Raw genomic sequence first — 20057 nt, 5'->3', positions numbered from 1 at the left:
AATGACGGCGGCGGTGCGCACGCTGGCCGGGCGGGCTGGGCACTTGCGTGAGTGTACCAGGCCCGCGACATTCCGGCGGTCGATAGATTCCATTTCAAGATGAACGACTTTAAAAGCCGGGGACATTGATGAGAAAGCCCCCGCCCGCATGCTCGCCACCTTCGAAGCCACGCTGCCGATCTTTCTGCTTCTGGTCGCCGGCAATCTGCTGCGCCGGCTGCCGCTGGTCGACGATGCGGCCTGGCCGGGGCTGGAGAAGCTCGGGTTCTGGTTTCTCTATCCCGCGCTCTTGTTCGTCACGATCCTGAACGCGGATTTCTCCGGCCTGCAACTCGACGCGATGATCGCCGCGCTGGTCCTGTCGATCGTGGCGATGGGGGCGCTTACGCTGGCGTTGTGGCCCCTCCTGCGCGCCGGCGGGCTGGCGACGGCACCGGAATTCTCCTCCATCTTCCAGACCTCGGTGCGCTGGAACGGGTTTATGGCGCTGGCGATCGCCGAGCGCAGCTTTCCGGCCGCCGGCGTCGCCGTGGTCGCGCTTGTGATGGCGGCGATCATCGTTCCCATCAATATCCAGTCAATCGCGGTCGTGACCCGTTTTGCCGACCGGACCGCGTCCTGGGGCTATGTCGTGCGCTCGGTCGCGCGCAATCCGCTGATCCTCGCCTCAGTGGCCGCGCTTTTGCTGCGCGCTGCGCCGTTCGATCTCTACGACCCGCTCAACCAGACATTCGACCTGGTCGGTCGCGCCGCCCTCGGCATGGGCCTGTTGACCATCGGCGCCGGCCTGCGCCCGGCCAAATTGCTGCGGCCACGCGTGGCGGTCTGGGTTCCGGTCGTGCTGAAACTCGCCGTCTACCCGGCGCTGCTGATCGGGCTGGCGATGCTGTGCGGCGTCGGTGGACCCGAATTGCGTTATCTGGCGCTGTGCGCGGCGGTACCCACCGCGATGAACGGTTTTCTCCTGGCGCGCCAACTCGGCGGCGACGCCGAACTCTACGCCACTGTGACCACCATGCAGACGGCGGTGTCGTTCCTGTCGATCCCGGCCGTACTGTCGGTCGTGGCCTATATCGGCTCGGGATAAAGCGTGTCGACGATCATGCGTGCGTCGTGGCGGGCGTCGAGCATGCCGTAGGTGCTGCGCCACTGGCCGGCGAGCCGGGTTTCCACGAAGGCGTCGGCGATGTGGCCGGCGCCGAGCCGCCGCAGTTCGGCGGCCGCGGCTGCGAGCGCGAGCTGTTCGGCCAGGATCCGCCCTGCCCCTTCGTCCGACCGCGCCACCCCCATCGCCGCCCGCAGCACCTCGGTCGTGCCAGGCCCGCTCGGGCCCAGATCGGCGGCGATGCCGTCCAGAACCGCTTCCAAGAGGTTCGGCGCCTGCCGGATCACGCGCAGAAGGTCGAGCGCCATGACGTTGCCAGACCCTTCCCAGATCGCGTTGAGTGGCGCCTCGCGATAAAGTCGCGCCAGCGGCGCTTCCTCGACATAACCGTTGCCGCCCAGACACTCCATCGCCTCGTAGACGATGCTCGGGCAGATCTTGCACACCCAGTATTTGACCACCGGCGTCATGGCGCGGGCAAAGGCGGCCGCGCCGCGATCCTCGGCCGCTTCGTCGAAGGCGCGGGCCAGGCGGAACGACAGCGCCGTCGCGGCGGCGACGTCGAGGGCGAGATCGGCCAGAACACGGATCATCAGCGGCCGGTCAAGCAACTTTTCACCAAAAACCGCCCGATGGCGCGTGTGGTGCACGGCCTCGGCCACGGCCGCGCGCATGATGCCGGCCGACGCCAGGGCGCAGTCGAGCCGGGTCATGGTGACCATGTCCATGATCGTGCGCACGCCGCCGCCCGGTTCGCCGACCAGTTCGCCGATCGCGTTGACGAACTCGACCTCCGAAGAGGCGTTGGAGCGGTTGCCGAGCTTGTCCTTCAGGCGCTGAAAGCGGAAACCGTTGCCTTCGCCGCCGCTGAGAATACGCGGCACCAGGAAACAGGACAGCCCCTCCGGCGCCTGCGCCAGAACCAGAAAGGCGTCGCACATCGGCGCCGACATGAACCATTTATGGCCGGTGATGCGGTAAAACCCCTTGCCGACCGGTTCGGCCCGGGTGGTGTTGGCGCGCACGTCGGTGCCGCCCTGCTTTTCCGTCATGCCCATGCCGAGGGTCAGACCGGCCTTTTCGACCGGCGGACGGTGCGACTGGTCGTATTTGCGCGTCGTCACGCGCGGCGCCCATTCGCGAAACAGTTTTGGCGAGGCCATCAGCGCGGCCAGCGAGGCGCTGGTCATGGTGATCGGGCACAGATGGCCGCATTCCAGACCCGCCGTCATGAAGAAGCGCACGCCGCGCACCTGGTGGCGCTGGCCGGTTTCAGCCTGGCCGTTCTCCCAGATCGAGGCATGCAGCCCGTTGGCGACCGAGCGGCGCATCAGCGCGTGATAGGCGGGGTGGTACTCGACTTGGTCGAGGCGATGCCCGTAACGGTCGTGGGTGCGCAGCCGCGGCGCTTCGCTATTGGCCAGCCGCGCCAGGTCTTGCGCCTCCGCCGACAGTGCGAAGCGGCCGACGACATCGAGATCCTTCCTGACCTCGGCGGAGAAATCCTCGCATAGCTGGACGAGCAGCGGGTCGCCGCGCCAGGCATTGGCGCCCCACAAAGGTGGAGGCTGGTTGGTCACCTCATGCGTCAACGAAGAATCCCCTCACCTCTGGCATGGTGTATTTTGACGTTCGCCTCTTCCGGTTTCCAGCCTGCCGACACAAACGTCAACTTGGAAACCATACCCGAACCGTTGCATTTGCGTGGGTCCCCCGTCGAATGCGAAATTCGATCGATGCCCGCAGGATACGGCGACGAATTGCGGATTCGGCACATCGATCGGTTCGTTATAGCGTAGGTATCGCCTTGTACGCGAACACTATTCCGTCGCGAGCGCAAGCGCGCGCCGGGCCGATTCCCTGGGGAGAAGCCGCCAGCGCCGCCGCGACGGCTTGCGGCACGCCGCGCCCGGCCCTATAGCAGCGCCTTGAGATGACCCAGCACCCGGCCTTTCCGCTTTATCCGCACCGCCATCTGTTGGGCATCAAGGGGTTGTCGCCGCAGGATATCGAACTGCTGCTCGACCGGGCCGACCGCGCGGTGGCGATTTCGCGCCAGCCGGAGAAAAAGACCTCGACGCTGCGCGGGCGCACCCAGATCAATCTTTTCTTCGAAGCCTCGACCCGCACCCAGTCCTCGTTCGAACTGGCCGGCAAACGGCTCGGCGCCGACGTGATGAACATGGCGGTGGCGAGTTCGTCGGTCAAAAAGGGCGAGACGCTGATCGACACGGCGATGACGCTGAACGCCATGCGGCCGGACATTCTGATCATCCGCCACGGTTCGGCCGGGGCGGCCGCGCTGCTCGCCCAAAAGGTAGGCTGCTCGGTCGTCAATGCCGGCGACGGCGCGCACGAACACCCGACCCAGGCGCTGCTCGACGCGCTCACCATCCGCCGGGCCAAGGGGCAGATCGCACGGCTGACGGTGGCGATCTGCGGCGACATCCTGCATTCGCGCGTCGCCCGCTCCAACATCATCCTTTTGAACGCGCTCGGCGCGCGCGTGCGCGTGGTCGCGCCATCGACGCTGCTGCCGGCCGGCATCGCGCGGATGGGCGTGGAGGTGCATCGCTCAATGGCGGAAGGCCTCGCCGGCGCCGATGTCGTGATGATGCTGCGGCTGCAGCGCGAACGCATGGCCGGGGCGCTAGTGCCGTCGGTGCGCGAATATTTCCGCTATTTCGGCCTCGACGCCGAAAAGTTGACGCTGGCCGCCGAGGATGCGCTGGTCATGCATCCCGGCCCGATGAACCGCGGCGTCGAAATCGCCTCCGAGATCGCGGACGGTCCGCAAAGTGTGATCGAGGAACAGGTGGAGATGGGAGTGGCGGTGCGGATGGCGGTGATGGAGGCGCTGCTCGACCCGCGCCGCAGCCGGGACGAAGCGGCATGATCACCGCCTTCACCAACGCAAGGGTCGTCGACCCCGCCCGCGGCCTCGACGAGCTCGGTACGGTGATCGTCGACGGCGCCGTCATCGCGGCCGCCGGTGCCGAGGCCCGCAACCAGGGCCTGCCCGAGGGGGCGAAAACCGTGGATTGCGGCGGCCACGTCGTCATGCCGGGCCTGGTCGATGCCCGGGTCTTTGTCTCCGAGCCCGGCGCCGAACACCGCGAAACCATCGCCTCGGCGAGCGCGGCCGCCGCCGCCGGCGGCGTCACCTCGATCGTGATGATGCCCGACACCGACCCGGTGATCGACGACGTGTCGCTGGTGGAGTTCGTGCTGCGCACCGCGCGCGACACGGCGATGGTCAATGTGTGGCCGGCCGCGGCGATCACGCGCCGTCTCGACGGACGCGAGATCACCGAATTCGGCCTGCTCAGGCAGGCCGGCGCGGTCGCGCTGAGCGACGGGCGCCGCACGATCGCCAACGCGCTGGTGATGCGCCGCGCGCTCACCTATGCGCGCGATTTCGACATCGTGCTGGCGCATCAGACGCATGATGTCGACCTCGCCGCGTCGGGCGTGATGAACGAGGGCCTGTTCGCGAGTTGGCTCGGCCTGCCCGGCATTCCGCGCGAGGCCGAGGTGATTCCGCTCGAGCGCGATCTCTATCTGGCACAGCTGACCGGCGGCGCCTATCATGCCGCCTCGATCTCCACCGCGCTGTCGGCGAACGCCGTCGCCCGGGCCAAGAACGACCGCGCCGACGTGACGGCGGCGGTTACCATCAACCATCTCTCGCTCAACGAGCTCGATATCGGCGAATACCGCACCTTCTTCCGCCTGGCGCCGCCGCTGCGCGCCGAGGAGGACCGGCTGGCCATGGTCGAGGCGGTGCGCGACGGCACGATCGACATGATCGTGTCCTCGCACGATCCCCAGGATGTCGACACCAAGCGCCTGCCGTTTGCCGATGCGGCCGATGGCGCGATTGGCCTGGAAACCCTGCTGGCGGCGGCGCTGCGGCTTCATCACAATGACGAGGTGCCGCTCTTGCGCCTGGCCGAACTTCTGTCGACCGCGCCGGCGCGGCGCTTCGGCCTACCCGGCGGCACGCTGGCGCCGGGCGCGCCGGCCGATCTCGTCGTGGTTGACCTGGACGCGCCGTGGATCGTGCGCGAGAACGACATTCGCTCGAAATCCAAGAACACGGCGTTTGAAGGCGCGCGCATGCAGGGCCGGGTCTTGCAAACCATGGTGGCAGGCCGCACAGTGTTTGCAACCTGACATCGGGCGCCGCCCCTAACAGGAACCGTCATGCCCGATCCTATCAGCTGGCAACTGGCCCTTCCCTATCTCATAGCGGCCCTGGTCTTCGGCTATTTTCTCGGCTCGATTCCCTTTGGTCTGCTGATCACGCGGCTCGCCGGCCTTGGCGACGTGCGCAAGATCGGGTCCGGCAATATCGGTGCCACCAACGTGTTGCGCACCGGACGCAAGGGGCTGGCGGCGCTGACGCTGCTGGCCGATGCGCTGAAGGGGGTTTTCGCCGTGCTGATCGCCGGGCTCTACGGACCGGACCAGGCGATCGCGGCCGGGCTCGGGGCCTTTTTGGGTCATCTGTTCCCGGTCTGGCTCGGTTTTAAGGGCGGCAAGGGCGTTGCGACCTATCTCGGCGTTCTGGTCGCGCTCGTCTGGCAGGGCGCGCTGGCCTTCGCGCTGGCCTGGCTGTCGATCGCCGTCATCACCCGCTATTCCTCGCTTGCCGCCCTGGTCGCTGCGATCGTGGTGCCGGTCGTGCTTTACCTTCTCAACCACGTCCAGGCTGCGGAACTGTTCACGCTGATGAGCCTGATCGTGTTTTTCAAGCATCGCGCCAACATCGTCCGTCTGCTCAAGGGCACCGAAACGCGCATCGGGGCCAAGGGGTGATGTCGGGCGCTGGCGCCGGTCGCCTGAGCGACCGTCAGCGTCTCAATTGGCTGCGTCTGATCCGCACCGACAATGTCGGACCGGCGACCTTCCGCGATCTGATCAACCGGTTCGGCTCAGCCGAACGCGCGCTCGAGGCATTGCCGGATCTGATGCGCGGCGGCGGCGCGCGCCGCGTGGCTGTGTGCACGGCGGAGGCGGCTGAGGCCGAGATGGAGGCGACGGCTAGGCACGGCGCGCGGATGATCGCCGTCGGCGAGCCCGACTATCCGCCGCTGCTGCGCGTGATGGGACATCCCCCGCCGCTGATTACGGTGATCGGCGTGCCGGCCGTGTTCGCTTTGCCGACAATTGCCATCGTCGGCGCCCGCAATGCCTCGCTGGCAGGTATCAAGCTCGCGCGCACCTTCGCCGCCATCCTCGGCCGCGAAGGCTACGCGGTCGCCTCCGGCATGGCGCGCGGCATCGACGCGGCCGCGCACCAGGGCGCGTTGTCGACGGGCACGATCGCTGTCCTGGCCGGCGGCATCGACAAGCCCTACCCGCCTGAAAATCGCGGGCTCTACGATGAGATCCCGAACCATGGCGGCGCGGTCATGACCGAAATGCCGTTCGGATGGGAGCCGCGCTCGCGCGACTTCCCACGCCGCAACCGGCTGATCGCGGGGCTTGCCCATGGTCTCGTCGTGGTGGAGGCGGCGCGGCGTTCCGGCTCGCTGATCTCGGCCAGGCTTGCCGGCGACATGGGCCGGCTGGTCTTCGCCGTTCCCGGCTCTCCGCTCGACCCGCGCGCGGCCGGCGCCAACGGGCTCTTAAAAGAGGGCGCGCTGCTGGTAACGGATGCCGACGACATTCTCACCCATATCGCGCCGCTGCTCGGCCGCGATATCCCGTCGGCCGACGAACTCGACGAACCGCCCGATTTCACCGCCACGCCGCCACCCGGCGACGACGACCGCGCCCGGGTCGCCGAAGCGCTCGGCCCGACGCCGACCGCCGTCGACGACATCATCCGCCATACCGGCCTGCACGCCGCCCAGGTGTTCATGATCCTGCTGGAGCTCGACCTCGCCGGCCGTCTCGAACGCCATCCCGGCAACCGGGTTTCGATCGTCTACGACGAATAGGCCGGCGACCTGGTCTCCGCGACGACCTATCCACGAAAAAGGGCCGCGCGGGGCGGCCCTTTTGTCGTCGGGAAAATCGCCGTTCGGCCCGTTCAGGTGATCGGCGCCAGGTGGATTTCCACGCGCCGGTTCTGCGCCCGGCCGGCCGCCGAGGCGTTGGAGGCGATCGGCTGGGTCTCGCCGAGGCCGACGATGGCGAAGCGGCGCGGATCGACGCCCTGCCCGCTCAGATAGCCGGCTACCGACGAGGCGCGGCGCTGCGACAGGTTCAAGTTGTAATTGTCGTCGCCGGTCGAATCGGTGTGGCCGTAGACGTCGACGATGGTGCGGTTGTATTTTTTCAGCACCAGCGCGACCGAATTGAGCGTGCCGTAAAAGCCCGGCTTGACCGCATCCTGGTCGCTGTCGAAGGTGATGTTGGAGGGCATGTTGAGCACGATCAGATCGCCCTGGCGGGTGACGCCGACGCCGCTACCACGCAGATCGGCGCGCAGCTGGGCTTCTTGCTGGTCCATATAGGAACCGACGGCCGCGCCCGCGAGCGCACCGATGCCGGCGCCGATCAGGGCGTTGCGGCGGTCGTTGCCGCCGGCCAGGGTTCCCAGGCCCGCACCGGCCAGAGCCCCAAGTGCCGCGCCGCCGGCCGTGTTGGAGACCTTGCGTTCGCCCGTATAGGGGTCGGTCGTGCAGGCGCTGGCCGCGAATGCCGCGACAAAGGCGGCGGCCACGAATTTCTTGTTGATCATCAAAATCCCTCTCCTCGTCGACCGCCGTTGACGGACGGTCCTTCAAATGTGGCCGGTATCGCCAAATTGCGGCGAAAACCCGGCCTCGGCTGGTTTCGCGGCTATTGGGCCAGCGGCGGAAAACTCATGCGGAGCGCCTTTTGCGCCCATAGAGTTCCAGTTTGTGATGCAGGATGTCGTAGCCGAGTTCGCGCGCGATCTCATCCTGCAATTTCTCGATCTTGTCGGACCGGAACTCGATCACGTCGCCGGTTTCCACATCGATCAGATGGTCGTGGTGCTCCTCGCCGGCATGTTCGAACCGCGACGGCCCACCGGCAAAGGCGTGGCGCTGGATCGTGCCGTGCTCCTCCAAAAGCTTCATCGTTCTGTAGACCGTCGACAGGGAGATGTTCTTGTCCACCTTCACCGCGCGGCGAAAGATCTCGTAGGCGTCGGGATGGTCGTCGGTTTCCGAAACGATCCGCAAAATGATACGGCGCGGGCGCGTGATGCGGATGCCGGCCTTGCGCAGATCCGCTTCGTGGTCGACCCGTCCTGTCGTGTGTTCCGTCATCGCCGGACTATGGTCCAGATGACAATCAGTTGCAAATGACGCGGTCGTCCGTTCCAACGCTTTTTTGTTGCAAACGATTTGCATTTGCATTGACAAGCAAGGCCGAAGCGGTATTGTCATGATCGACATCATCCTTCCCGATCCGCACCGGAGACATATATGCGCCTGACCACCCTGGCCTTCGCCACTCTCCTCGCCTTCGCGGCATCCTCGTCCGGTGCGGCCGCGGCGGAACGGCTAAAGGTCGTGACCACTTTCACCGTGATTGCCGACATGGCCCGCAACGTCGCCGGCGAAGCCGCCGACGTCGTGTCGATCACCAAGCCGGGCGCCGAAATCCATAACTACCAGCCCACGCCGGGCGACATCCTCAAGGCGCAGGACGCCGATCTCATCCTGTGGAACGGCCTCAACCTCGAATTGTGGTTCGAGCGTTTCTTCCGCAATCTCAGGGATGTGCCGGGCGTCGTCGTGTCGGAGGGTGTGGATCCGATGGGCATCTCCGAAGGCCCCTATTCCGGCAAGCCGAACCCGCATGCCTGGATGTCGCCGACCAACGCGCTCACCTATGTCGACAATATCCGCGAGGCGCTGATCGAGCACGATCCGCAGAACGCGACGACCTACGACGCCAACGCCAAGGCCTATTCCGATGAGATCATGGCGACGATCAGACCGATCCGCGAGCGACTGCGGCGGATTCCCGAGGAACGGCGCTGGCTGGCGACCAGCGAAGGCGCCTTCAGCTATCTGGCACGCGATTTCGACCTCAAGGAGCTTTATCTCTGGCCGATCAATGCCGACAGCCAGGGCACGCCGCAACAAATCCGCAAGGTGATCGACACCATGCGCGACAAGAATGTTCCCGCGATCTTTTCCGAAAACACCGTATCGGACAAGCCGGCTAGGCAGGTCGCGCGCGAGACCGGCGCAGCCTATGGCGGGGTGCTTTACGTGGATTCGCTCAGCGAGGCTGACGGCCCTGTACCGACCTATCTCGACCTGTTGCGAGTGACGACCGAAACGATCGCCGAGGGGCTTTCGGAATGAATCTCGCTACACTGTCCGGCGCCAACACGAGCGCCGGCCAAAATGGCCTCGTCGCCGACAAGGTGACCGTGACCTACCGCAACGGCCACACCGCCCTGTTCGATGTCGACTTCGCGATTCCGAAAGGCACGATCACCGCCCTGGTCGGCGTCAATGGCAGCGGCAAGTCGACGCTGTTCAAGGCGATCATGGGCTTCGTGCCGCTCGCCAGGGGCTCGGTCTCCATTTTGGGCGAACCGGCCGGACGCGCGCTCAAGCGCAACGTCGTCGCCTATGTGCCGCAATCCGAGGAGGTCGACTGGAATTTTCCCGTCCTGGTCGAAGATGTGGTTATGATGGGCCGCTACGGCCACATGAATTTTCTGCGCATCGCCTCGCGCCAGGACCGCCGCCTGGTCGACGCCGCGCTGGAGCGCGTCGGCATGGGCGCGTTCCGCAGGCGCCAGATCGGCGAACTCTCCGGCGGGCAGAAAAAGCGCGTCTTCCTGGCGCGTGCGCTCGCCCAGGAGGGCGATGTCATCCTGCTCGACGAACCGTTCACCGGCGTCGACGTCACCACCGAGGCCACCATCGTCACGCTGTTGAAGGAGCTGCGCGACGAAGGTCGCGTCATGCTGGTGTCGACCCACAATCTGGGCAGCGTACCGGAATTCTGCGACCGCGCGATCTTGATCAACCGCACTGTTCTGGCCGCCGGACCGACCGAAAAAGTCTTCACCAGAGCCAATCTGGAAGCCGCGTTCGGCGGCGTGCTGCGCCATTTCGTGCTCGGCGGCGCCGACCTGCACGACGACGCCGACACCCGCCAGGTCACCGTCATCACCGACGACGAACGGCCGTTCGTGCTTTATGGCGAAAAGGGCGAGGACGGCGCGCCGAGCCGGCCGACGGCGCTCGACGCCGAACCCGACGCCGAAGGCGAGTCCGCCGGGCGGGCAGAATCATGATCGCGACGCTGCTCGAGCCGTTTTCCTACGGCTACATGATCAACGCCATCTGGGTCAGCGCGCTGGTCGGCGGCGTGTGTGCCTTCCTGTCGGCCTATCTGATGCTGAAAGGCTGGTCGCTGATCGGCGACGCGCTGTCCCATTCGATCGTGCCCGGCGTTGCCGGCGCCTATATGCTCGGCCTGCCGTTCTCGCTCGGCGCCTTCCTGTCGGGTGGGCTGGCCGCCGGCACGATGCTGTTCTTGAACCAGCGCACCAAGCTGCGCGAGGACGCCGTCATCGGACTGATCTTCACCTCGTTCTTCGGCCTCGGCCTGTTCATGGTCTCGCTGTCGCCGGCCTCGGTCAACATCCAGACCATCGTTTTGGGCAACATTCTGGCGATCACGCCGGGAGACACGCTGCAGCTCGTCATCATCTCCGGCGTCTCGCTGATCGTGTTGCTGGCCAAGTGGAAGGATCTGATGGTGGTGTTTTTCGACGAAAACCACGCCCGCTCGATCGGCCTCAACCCGTTCTGGCTCAAGGCGGTGTTTTTTACGCTTCTGTCGGCTTCCACGGTCGCCGCGCTGCAGACCGTCGGCGCCTTTTTGGTGATCGCCATGGTGGTTACGCCGGGCGCCACCGCCTATCTGCTTTGCGACCGGTTTCCGCGTTTGATCCTGGTCTCGGTCGCCATCGGCGCGCTCACCAGCCTGTCAGGCGCCTATCTGTCCTATTTCCTCGACGGCGCGACCGGCGGCATCATCGTCGTCATGCAGACGCTGGTGTTTCTCGTCGCCTTCGTCTTCGCGCCCAAACACGGCATGCTCGCCGCCCGCCGCAAAGCGCGCGCCGTCCTGGAGGCCACGCCGTCATGATCGACACGCTTCTCCTGCCATTCGCCTTTGCCTTCATGCAGCAGGCTTTTGTCATCGCCGTGCTGGTGGCGCTGCCGATGGCGCTATTGTCGACCTTCCTGGTGCTGAAGGGCTGGTCCCTGATGGGCGACGCGGTCTCGCACGCCGTCCTGCCAGGGATCGTGCTCGCCTACATGGCCGGCATCTCGCTGGCCATAGGCGCCTTTGCGGCCGGCATGATCTGCGCGATCGCGACCGGTTTCTTGAAGGAAAACAGCCGCGTCAAGGAGGACACGGTCATGGGCGTGGTGTTTTCGGGCATGTTCGGCCTCGGCATCGTACTTTATCTGTCGATCGAGACCGACATGCATCTCGACCACATCCTGTTCGGCGACATGCTGGGCGTGGCCTGGGCGGATGTGGCCGAAAGCGCCGTAATCGCAGCGCTGGTGTGCGGCCTGCTCATGCTGCGCCGGCGCGACCTTCTGCTTTTGTCCTTCGACGAGCAGCACGCGCGCGCCATCGGTCTGCCGGTGCGCCTGCTTCATTACGGGCTCCTGGCGGTACTGTCGCTGACGATCGTCGGCGCGCTCAAGGCCGTCGGCATCATTTTGGCGATCGCCATGCTGATCACGCCGGGCGCGACCGCCTTCCTCCTGGCGCGCCGCTTCGGCCCGATGATGGCGATCTCGGTGCTGGTGGGGGTCGGGTCGAGCTTCTTCGGCGTCTATCTGTCGTTTTTCATCGACAGCGCGCCGGCCCCGACGATCGTGCTTTTGATGACGGCGACTTTTATCGCCGCCTTCATCCGCACCCGGCTCGTCGCGGCACGCACCCAGGGCGCGTCTTCCGGGCCGGTGGGTGTTTGAAAGACAGAGAGTTCCGCAAGGGGCAGGCCGCTATGTCTTGCGGTTGGCTCCGGCAACCGAGGAGGAAATGGCGGAAATGGAATCGCTGGCTGGAAACGTGTCCTCCAGCCCTTCCTGCAATTCCTCCTCCAGATTCTCGGCAAGGTCGTTGCCGCCGGCGGCGCGGGCCTTGCGAAAGGCGTCGGCGGCCGGCGACGAGCGCTGCTTGCCGTGTGTTCGACCAGATTGCTTGCCGGACATGAGCGTCTCCTTCGCAACGGCGCGGCCTGTCCCCAAGATAGGAAGCGCAGCCGTCGCGGCCAAGCACTATCCGGCACAAACGCCCGCGACCGACCGCACCGGGAACCGCAGGCGCCGGTTACGCGTTAGGTTCGGTCTGGCCTCTTTCAATCGGGACAGGCAACGGCCGGCAGCGCCAATCGCCCCCTCGCGGCGCTGCCGGTCACCCCGCACAGCCCGAATGGTGCCTGCGCGGCGATCGCGCGTTATGATTGCCGCCGGCGAGCGGGAAACAGTTCATGAGCGGGGCGCGACATAACGACGATAAGACCGGCAGCGGCTCAATCATTGTGCGACCGGCGACGGCGGCCGATAGCGCGGCGATAACCGGTCTTTTGGCGCGCTGCTACCCGCTTGCCTATGCCGGCTGGTACGAGGCGGAGCTGCTCAGCCGCGCCCTGCCCTTCATGATCAGCGCCAATCCAGGCCTGATCGCGTCTGGAACCTTCCATGTCGCCTTCTTGGACAGGCGGCTCGCCGGTTGCGGCGGCTGGTCGCCCTGCGCACCCGACGGCCGGCAACGCGCCGGCACGGCCAATCTGCGCCATTTCGCCGTCGATCCGGCAGCGATGCGCCGCGGTATCGGCCGGGCGCTCTTCCTGCGTTGCCGCGACGAGGCCCGCGCGCGCGGCTTCACCCGCTTGGAATGCCAGTCGAGCCTGCCGGCCGAGGCGTTTTACCGCCGGCTCGGCTTCGAGCGTGCCGAGGCGATGGCGATCACCCTGCCGGACGGCACGGCGTTTCCCGGCGTGCTGATGCAAGCCGCGATTACCTGAGCCACCGCGCCGAAAGCGCCGTTTACACCGGCTGCACGGATTTCACGTTGCCGTCGCTGTCGACGATGCAGCTCGTGCGTTGGCCGTTGGCGTCGACCTCGACCTGATAATTCTGCGAATCGAGCTGGCGCGAGGAAACCGGCAGCACCTTGTCGCCCGGCGCGCCGGTGGCCTCGGCGGCCGCGCCCGCGCACAGCAATTGCAGATCGGCCGGTGCGGTGTTGAGCGTGGTGCGCGCGCGCTGGTCGGGTTCGGGATCGCTGGTCGCGCATGCCGACAGCGCAACCGCCAGCGCAGCGCTCGCAAGCGCCGCCGCTACCGATCCCGACCGGCCCGATCTTGCTTTATGCTGCATTGTCCCCTCTCGCGGCCTGTTTTTCCTGTTTGTCTGTCTGCCTTGCGGCCGCCGCGACAGGCGGCGATCCGCCGACGCGAGATCGGACGTGGCGCAAGACGCGCCTCGCACGCCCCGCTTCAGACGCCCTTGTAGAGCGCGGCGCCCTGCATCAGCACGATCACCTTGGCGCCGACCTGTACCCGCTCGTGCAGGTGCACGATGTCGTCATTGTTCATGCGGATGCAGCCCGACGACACGTCGAGACCGATGGTCCACGGTTCCGGCGTCCCATGGATGCGGTAGATCGTGTCGCGGCCGCCCTCGTAGAGATAAAGCGCGCGCGCGCCGAGCGGATTGTCGGGGCCGCCCGGCATGCCGCCGGCCCATTTGGCCGCATTCGGGTCGCGCGCCACCATCTCGGCCGGCGGCGTCCAGGTCGGCCATTCCGCCGTCCGGCCGATCTTGACGATACCAGCCCAGCCAAACCCCTCGCGGCCGACGCCGATCCCGTAGCGGATCGCCTTGTGACCGGGCTGGACCAGATAGAGAAAGTGCTGGTTGCCGTCGATGATGATGGTGCCGGGCCTTTCGGCGGTGCGGAATTTCACCACCTGGCGCCGGAAGGCTTCCGGCACCTGCTTGTGCGCGGCATAATATTTGTGCGCCTTCTTGCGATCGTAATCGATCCATTTGCGGGTGATGGGATCGAATATCTGGGTTTGGGCGGCGATCGCCACCGCGCTGCCGAGGCCGAGCGCGGCCGCCACCAGCCCGACCGTCACGGAGCGCCGGGAAAAGCTTCTGCTCAAATTCATGGTTTGGCCCATCCCTTAACCCGCTGCTCGTGCTGGCCGATCCACTGCTCGGCCAGCGCCTCAGGTTCGACCCGGTCGACCTGCAAGGCATAGGTCATCGCCGTGATCTCGGCCGGCGTGAAGTCGATCTTTTCCAGAAACGCCGCGACCTCGGGCCGTTTCGTGGCCAGCTCCGTGGCGTAGGCGATGTGGAAATGGGCGATGTTCCAGGCAACCGGCGCGCTCGATTTGGAAATCCACAGCGGATCTTCTGCAGGCGAGACGATCTGCCATTTGGTCCGATCATAGTCCGGTTCCGTCAAACGCACGACGTCGTGCAGCTTGAAGACGTGATGCGGCGCGTAACACGCAAACACCATCGGCCGTTCTGTCGCGACCGCCGCGTCGACGGCAGCCATGCCGACGTCCTCCTCGGCCTCAACCAGCGTCAGGTTGTCGGCATAGCCGTAGCTGTTGGCGCGCACCTTCTCGATGCCTGTGGACGACCACGTCGTCGCGCCGACCCACATTTCGCCCTGTCCGTCGCCATCCGTATCCAGCATGGCGGTCTTTTGCGGGTCGCTCAAATCCTTCACGTCGCGCAGCCCGGCCGCCGCCGCATCCTGCGTGGCGCACAGGCCCTGCCAGGCGGGAACTCCGAACAGGCTCACCGTCACGCTGCCGCGATCAACGGCGTAGCGCTTGATCAGATCGTCCAGATTGGGGCGCCAGACCTCGGGGTGAATGTCGACCTCGCCCGAATCCAGCCCGGCAAACGCCGTCAGCGTGCCGAGTTGGCGCGTCTCGACATCGAGGCCGAACTCGCGCTCGATCGCCGCCGACACGATATGGGCGGTGGCCCGTCCGGACGGCCAATTCGGCTCGGCGATCACCAGGTCTGCCGCCAGGCCCGGCCCGGCAAGGGCGAAAACCGAGGCCAGCGCCGAAAGCGCCGCGGCCGGCATAGCAATGCGCATCTGTTTCTCCTCCACTGCCGCAAGGGTAGTTTTGGGGCGCGGCATGTCAAGCGGATTGCGGCAACGCGGAGCGCAGCCTTCAGCAATGGAGAGGATCACGCCTGCTTTTTCCGACATGGAAAATCCGGCGACCAACCGTGCCGCAACGTCTACGGAACGGCACGGGCGCCGGCCTGACGCCCTCTGTCAGCGCGACAGCGTTCTTTTGACCGCGTCCGTCCAGCCGCGGATCTTGCGCTTGCGGATGCTGGCATCCATGCGCGGCTCGAACCGGCGCTCGATCGCCCAGGTGTCGGCGAAGGCCTGCGCGTTCGGCCACGCGCCGACCTGCGAGCCGGCCAGCCATGCCGCCCCGAGCGCGGTGGTTTCCAGGATCTGCGGCCGGTCGACGGCGGCGTCAAGAATGTCGGCCAGGCACTGCATCGTCCAGTCGGAGGCGACCATGCCGCCGTCGACCCGCAGCACGGTCTGCGAGGCGCCCGCCTTCCAGTCCTTGCGCATCGCCTGCAAAAGGTCGCGGGTCTGGTAGGCGACCGATTCCAGCACCGCGCGGGCCAGTTCCGCCGGTCCCGAATTGCGGGTCAGGCCGAAAATCGCCCCGCGCGCGTCGGCGTCCCAGTGCGGCGCGCCGAGCCCGACAAAGGCGGGCACCACATAGACCTGCTGGGTCGGGTCGGCCTGCTCGGCAAGCTTGCCGGTCTCGTCCGCCTTCTCGATGATTTTTAGCCCGTCGCGCAGCCATTGCACGGCCGCGCCGGCGATGAAGATCGAGCCCTCCAGCGCATAGGTGGTACGGCCGTCGAGCCGGTAGGCGATGGTGGTCAATAGACGGTTTTTCGAGCGCACCATGTCGGCGCCGGTGTTGAGCAGCGCGAAACAGCCGGTGCCATAGGTCGACTTCATCATGCCCGGCTCGAAACAGGCCTGGCCGATCGTCGCGGCCTGCTGGTCGCCGGCCACGCCGCGGATCGGGATTTCGGTACCGAACAGATCCGCGCGCGCGGTGCCGAAATCGTCGGCGCAGTTCTTGACTGTCGGCAGCATAGCGGCGGGAATGCCCAGAATTTCGAGCAGCTCGTCGTCCCAGCAATTGTCGGCGATGTTGTAGACCAGCGTGCGCGAGGCGTTGGTGGCGTCGGTGGCGTGCACGGCGCCGCCGGTCAGCCGCCAGATCACAAAACTGTCGATCGTGCCGGCCAGAAGCTCGCCGCGCTCGGCGCGGGCGCGCGCGCCCTTCACCTTGTCGAGCAGCCAGGCGATCTTGGTGCCGGAAAAATAGGGATCAAGCAGCAGGCCGGTCTTTTTGGTGAATTTCGGCTCGAGCCGCTTCTTCTTCAGCCGCGCGCACAGCGGCGCCGTGCGCCGGTCCTGCCACACGATCGCGTTGTGGATCGGTTCCCCGGTCGCCTTGTCCCACACCACCACGGTCTCGCGCTGGTTGGTGATGCCGATCGCGGCGATGTCGCCGGCAGCAAGCCCGGCCTTTTCAAGTGCCGTCTTCACCGTCGACACCACGGTCGTCCAGATGTCCTCGGGATCGTGCTCGACCCAGCCGGAGGCCGGATAATGCTGGGTGAATTCCTCCTGGCCGACGGCGACGATCTTCATGTCGCCATCGAACACGATCGCGCGCGAGGAGGTGGTGCCCTGGTCGATGGCAAGAATATGTCTGGTCATGGGACGGTCGTATCATATGCGGGTTGAACGGCGCAGCCCCTGCCGGGCCTGCCCGGCACTGGACAGAAACGGGGGGCGGCCATGCCGCCCCCGCCGCCGGCCATGCCGGACTTACTGCCAGCTCTTGACCAGATCGTCGTAATTGACGGTCTGCGGCTGTTCCTTCTCGTTCTCGACCTTGAGCTGCGGCGCCAGGTTGCCCTTTTCGACCGCGTCCTTGTTCCAGTACTCGAGATCGTGCTCCTCGGCGAGCTTGGGGCCGAACTCGCCCTGCACGCCGGCCCGCTCCAGGCGTTCCAGAACCCGTTCCTGTTCGGCACACAGCGAATCCATCGCCTCCTGGGCCGATTTGGCGCCCGACGAGGCATCGCCGATCGCCTGCCACCAGAGCTGCGCCAGCTTGGGATAATCGGGCACGTTGGTGCCGGTCGGCGACCATTGCAGCCGTGCCGGCGAGCGGTAGAACTCGATCAGGCCGCCGAGCTTGGGCGCGCGGTCGGTGAAGCTTTCATGATCGAGCGTGGACTGGCGGATGAAGGTCAGGCCGACATGGCTCTTCTTCACGTCGACGGTCTTCGACGTCACGAACTGGGCGTAGAGCCAGGCCGCCTTGGCGCGGTCGTCGGGAGTCGATTTCATCAACGTCCAGGAGCCGGCGTCCTGATAGCCGAGCTTCATGCCGTCCTTCCAGTAGACGCCGTGCGGCGACGGGGCGAAACGCCATTTCGGCGCGCCGTCCTCGTCCACCACTGGCAGCCCGTCCTTGACCATGTCGGCGGTGAAGGCGGTGTACATGAACATCTGCTGGGCGATCTCGCCCTGGGCCGGAACCGGGCCGGATTCGGAGAAGGTCATACCCTGCGCGGCGGCCGGGGCGTAGGCCTTCATCCAGTCGAGATATTTCTGGATGGCGTAGACGGCGGCCGGGCCGTTGGTGTCGCCGCCGCGAGCCACGCACGAGCCGACCGGACGCGAATTCTCGTCGACCTTGATGCCCCATTCGTCGACCGGCAGGCCGTTCGGGATGCCCTTGTCGCCGTTGCCGGCCATCGACAGCCACGCATCGGTGAACCGCCAGCCGAGCGACGGGTCCTTCTTGCCGTAGTCCATATGGCCGTAGACCTTCTTGCCGTCGATCTCGCGGCCGGTGAAGAACTCGGCGATGTCCTCATAGGCCGACCAGTTGACCGGCACGCCGAGATCGTAGCCGTATTTCTCCTTGAAATCGGCCTGGTTCTTCTCGTCGTTGAACCAGTCGTAGCGGAACCAATAAAGGTTCGCGAACTGCTGATCGGGAAGCTGGTACAGCTTGCCGTCCGGCGCGGTGGTGAACGACTTGCCGATGAAGTCGTCGATGTCGAGGTTCGGATTGGTGACGTCCTTGCCCTCGTTTTCCATCCAGTCGCTCAGATTGCGCGCCTGCTGGTAGCGCCAATGGGTGCCGATCAGGTCGGAATCGTTGATGTAGCCGTCATAGATGTTCTCGCCCGACTGCATCTGCGTCTGCAGCTTTTCCACCACGTCGCCCTCGCCGATCAGATCGTGCGTGACCTTGATGCCAGTGATGGCGGTGAAAGCTGGCGCCAGCACCTTGGATTCGTATTCATGCGTGGTGATCGTTTCCGACACCACCTTGATGTCCATGCCGGCCAGAGGCTTGGCCGCGTCGATGAACCATTGCATCTCGGCTTCCTGCCCGGCCCGGTCGAGCGCCGACATATCGCCGATTTCGGCGTCGAGGAAAGCCTTGGCGGCATCCATGTCGGCAAAGGCCGACCCCGCCGATAAAAGCAGCGCCAGGGCTGCGGTCGATGTCATTAGATCGCGTCTCATCAATTCCTCCCAAGGTTACCGATGAAATCCGAACGCGGGCCTTGCGCCCGGCCGGTCAGTTGCCCGCCCTAGACGAAACGGAATACGCCGATCGCGTAGACCGCCGACAGGGCGAGAGCCCACCACAGGCCGGGTCCGACAAGACCCAGCCAAGCGAGATGGATGAAGGCGCTGCCGAGCAGCGAAACGAACAGCCGGTCCCCGCGCGTCGTCTCGAAACGCAGGATGCCGACGCGCGGATGGCCGCCGGGGCGCGCATATTCCCAGATCGCCATCAGCGCCAGAAACAGAAAAATGGTCAGGAAGAACAGCGCGCTCGGAAACGACCACGCCATCCAGGAGCCCGGAAACAGAGAGGCCTGCCAGTCGATCGCCCCGTCCTTGACCGGCAGCCGGTTGGCCAGCAGCCAGGCAGCGAGCCCATAGGCGCCGAGCAGGCCGGCCAGCGGCAGCTTCCAGTTGCGCGTGTACTCCATCACACCCTCCCCAGGGCGAAGCCCTTGGCGATATAGTTGCGCACGAACCAGATCACGAGCGCGCCCGGGATGATGGTCAGCACGCCGGCGGCGGCCAGCACGCCCCAGTCGAGCCCGGACGCCGACACGGTGCGCGTCATGGTCGCCGCGATCGGCTTGGCGTCGGTGGTCGTCAGCGTGCGCGCGATCAGCAGCTCGACCCACGAAAACATGAAGCAGAAGAAGGCGGCCACGCCGATGCCCGAGGCGATCAGCGGCATGAATATCCTGACGAAGAAGCGCGGGAAGGAATAGCCGTCAATATAGGCGGTCTCGTCGATCTCCTTGGGCACGCCGGACATGAAGCCTTCCAGGATCCACACCGCCAGCGGCACGTTGAACAGGCAGTGCGCGATGGCGACCGCGATATGGGTGTCGATCAGGCCGAAGGCCGAATAGAGCTGGAAGAACGGCAGCGCGAACACGGCCGGCGGCGCCATGCGGTTGGTCAAGAGCCAGAAGAACAGGTGCTTGTCGCCAAGGAAACGGTAGCGCGAGAATGCGTAGGCCGCCGGCAGCGCCACGGTGACCGAGATCACCGTGTTCATGACCACGTAGATGATCGAGTTGATGTAGCCCGAATACCAGGATGGATCGGTGAAGATGACGGCGTAGTTGCGCAGCGTCGGCTCCTGCGGCCACAGCGAGAACGCGCCGAGGATCTCCTGATTGGTCTTGAAGCTCATATTGGCGAGCCAGTAGATCGGCAACATCAAAAAGACGATGTACAGCGTCGGCACCAGCCAGGCGAAGCGCGCGCGCTCGCCGCGCCGGCGGATGCGCACGGCCGGGGCGCGGGTTGCGGTCAT

Annotated in this window: 21 protein-coding genes; 10 read left to right on the top strand and 11 right to left on the bottom strand. The window is 65.8% G+C overall.

Annotated features, from left to right (window positions below; translation table 11 throughout):
• The first annotated feature begins 148 nt into the window (after positions 1 to 148).
• Positions 149 to 1087 (top strand): AEC family transporter, encoded by a 939-nt coding sequence (locus tag GN330_RS10550; protein ID WP_156712618.1) that lies wholly within the window; start codon positions 149 to 151, stop codon positions 1085 to 1087.
• Here the strand turns inward: GN330_RS10550 and GN330_RS10545 are convergent.
• Complete coding sequence (locus tag GN330_RS10545; RefSeq protein ID WP_156712617.1) at positions 1069 to 2697, bottom strand: acyl-CoA dehydrogenase family protein; 1629 nt, start codon at positions 2695 to 2697, stop codon at positions 1069 to 1071. The two genes, GN330_RS10550 and GN330_RS10545, sit on opposite strands and share 19 nt — an antisense overlap.
• A 341-nt stretch (positions 2698 to 3038) precedes the next feature.
• Between GN330_RS10545 and GN330_RS10540 the strand changes: the two genes are divergently transcribed.
• The 4 genes from GN330_RS10540 to dprA are packed head-to-tail and all read left to right on the top strand — an operon-like array spanning position 3039 to position 7053.
• Positions 3039 to 4001, top strand: coding sequence for an aspartate carbamoyltransferase catalytic subunit (locus GN330_RS10540; protein ID WP_156712616.1), 963 nt, complete (start codon positions 3039 to 3041; stop codon positions 3999 to 4001).
• Positions 3998 to 5281 (top strand): dihydroorotase, encoded by a 1284-nt coding sequence (locus GN330_RS10535; RefSeq protein WP_156712615.1) that lies wholly within the window; start codon positions 3998 to 4000, stop codon positions 5279 to 5281. Before GN330_RS10540 ends, GN330_RS10535 begins: the two co-directional genes overlap by 4 nt.
• A gap of 30 nt (positions 5282 to 5311) precedes the next feature.
• Complete coding sequence (gene plsY, locus GN330_RS10530) at positions 5312 to 5926, top strand: glycerol-3-phosphate 1-O-acyltransferase PlsY (protein WP_156712614.1); 615 nt, start codon at positions 5312 to 5314, stop codon at positions 5924 to 5926.
• Positions 5926 to 7053 (top strand): DNA-processing protein DprA, encoded by a 1128-nt coding sequence (gene dprA, locus GN330_RS10525; RefSeq protein ID WP_156712613.1) that lies wholly within the window; start codon positions 5926 to 5928, stop codon positions 7051 to 7053. Before plsY ends, dprA begins: the two co-directional genes overlap by 1 nt.
• Positions 7054 to 7145: 92 nt before the next feature.
• Here the strand turns inward: dprA and GN330_RS10520 are convergent, their stop codons facing one another.
• Together GN330_RS10520 and GN330_RS10515 are read right to left on the bottom strand one after the other, a co-directional pair.
• Positions 7146 to 7796 carry a YiaD family glycine zipper/OmpA-like lipoprotein gene (locus GN330_RS10520; RefSeq protein WP_343040594.1) on the bottom strand — a complete coding sequence of 217 codons (651 nt, stop codon included), beginning with the start codon at positions 7794 to 7796 and terminating at the stop codon, positions 7146 to 7148.
• 127 nt (positions 7797 to 7923) lie between these two features.
• Positions 7924 to 8355: a Fur family transcriptional regulator gene (locus GN330_RS10515; RefSeq protein WP_156712611.1), complete on the bottom strand. Its 432-nt coding sequence runs from the start codon at positions 8353 to 8355 to the stop codon at positions 7924 to 7926.
• Between the two features lie 159 nt (positions 8356 to 8514).
• On the opposite strand from GN330_RS10515, the gene GN330_RS10510 reads away from it, so the two are divergent.
• From GN330_RS10510 to GN330_RS10495, 4 genes are read left to right on the top strand one after another with little or no spacing between them, the layout of a single operon-like run.
• On the top strand, positions 8515 to 9405 hold the full coding sequence (locus GN330_RS10510; RefSeq protein WP_156712610.1) for a metal ABC transporter substrate-binding protein: 891 nt from the start codon (positions 8515 to 8517) through the stop codon (positions 9403 to 9405).
• Positions 9402 to 10352 carry a manganese/iron ABC transporter ATP-binding protein gene (locus tag GN330_RS10505; RefSeq protein ID WP_156712609.1) on the top strand — a complete coding sequence of 317 codons (951 nt, stop codon included), beginning with the start codon at positions 9402 to 9404 and terminating at the stop codon, positions 10350 to 10352. Before GN330_RS10510 ends, GN330_RS10505 begins: the two co-directional genes overlap by 4 nt.
• Complete coding sequence (locus GN330_RS10500; protein WP_156712608.1) at positions 10349 to 11212, top strand: metal ABC transporter permease; 864 nt, start codon at positions 10349 to 10351, stop codon at positions 11210 to 11212. Before GN330_RS10505 ends, GN330_RS10500 begins: the two co-directional genes overlap by 4 nt.
• Entirely contained in the window at positions 11209 to 12060 is an 852-nt protein-coding gene (locus GN330_RS10495; RefSeq protein WP_156712607.1) for a metal ABC transporter permease, read from the top strand. The genes GN330_RS10500 and GN330_RS10495 overlap by 4 nt, the downstream gene beginning before the upstream one ends.
• 30 nt (positions 12061 to 12090) lie before the next feature.
• On the opposite strand, the gene GN330_RS10490 is transcribed toward GN330_RS10495, so the two are convergent.
• Positions 12091 to 12300, bottom strand: coding sequence for a hypothetical protein (locus GN330_RS10490; RefSeq protein ID WP_156712606.1), 210 nt, complete (start codon positions 12298 to 12300; stop codon positions 12091 to 12093).
• 278 nt (positions 12301 to 12578) lie between these two features.
• Between GN330_RS10490 and GN330_RS10485 the strand changes: the two genes are divergently transcribed.
• Positions 12579 to 13115 carry a GNAT family N-acetyltransferase gene (locus tag GN330_RS10485; protein ID WP_156712605.1) on the top strand — a complete coding sequence of 179 codons (537 nt, stop codon included), beginning with the start codon at positions 12579 to 12581 and terminating at the stop codon, positions 13113 to 13115.
• A gap of 22 nt (positions 13116 to 13137) precedes the next feature.
• Here the strand turns inward: GN330_RS10485 and GN330_RS10480 are convergent, their stop codons facing one another.
• From GN330_RS10480 to GN330_RS10450, 7 genes are all read right to left on the bottom strand, one after another.
• On the bottom strand, positions 13138 to 13470 hold the full coding sequence (locus tag GN330_RS10480) for a hypothetical protein (RefSeq protein WP_156712604.1): 333 nt from the start codon (positions 13468 to 13470) through the stop codon (positions 13138 to 13140).
• A 119-nt stretch (positions 13471 to 13589) separates the two neighbouring features.
• Positions 13590 to 14279, bottom strand: coding sequence for a L,D-transpeptidase (locus GN330_RS10475; RefSeq protein WP_156712603.1), 690 nt, complete (start codon positions 14277 to 14279; stop codon positions 13590 to 13592).
• Positions 14264 to 15223: an ABC transporter substrate-binding protein gene (locus GN330_RS10470; protein ID WP_246188608.1), complete on the bottom strand. Its 960-nt coding sequence runs from the start codon at positions 15221 to 15223 to the stop codon at positions 14264 to 14266. The genes GN330_RS10475 and GN330_RS10470 overlap by 16 nt, the downstream gene beginning before the upstream one ends.
• A 186-nt stretch (positions 15224 to 15409) precedes the next feature.
• The gene (gene glpK, locus GN330_RS10465) at positions 15410 to 16900 is read right to left on the bottom strand and encodes a glycerol kinase GlpK (protein ID WP_156712602.1); all 1491 of its coding nucleotides are present in this window, start codon (positions 16898 to 16900) and stop codon (positions 15410 to 15412) included.
• Between the two features lie 111 nt (positions 16901 to 17011).
• Entirely contained in the window at positions 17012 to 18733 is a 1722-nt protein-coding gene (locus GN330_RS10460; RefSeq protein ID WP_156712601.1) for an ABC transporter substrate-binding protein, read from the bottom strand.
• Positions 18734 to 18801: 68 nt separating this feature from the next.
• Positions 18802 to 19068, bottom strand: coding sequence for a DUF2160 family membrane protein (locus GN330_RS10455; protein WP_156712916.1), 267 nt, complete (start codon positions 19066 to 19068; stop codon positions 18802 to 18804).
• A gap of 140 nt (positions 19069 to 19208) precedes the next feature.
• Entirely contained in the window at positions 19209 to 20057 is an 849-nt protein-coding gene (locus GN330_RS10450) for a carbohydrate ABC transporter permease (protein ID WP_156712915.1), read from the bottom strand.

The sequence above is a fragment of the Nitratireductor arenosus genome (assembly GCF_009742725.1).
Classification (GTDB): Bacteria; Pseudomonadota; Alphaproteobacteria; order Rhizobiales; family Rhizobiaceae; genus Mangrovimarina; species Mangrovimarina arenosa.
Note: the sequence above shows the minus strand (reverse complement) of the source record. Positions and strands in the feature narration are given on the sequence as shown.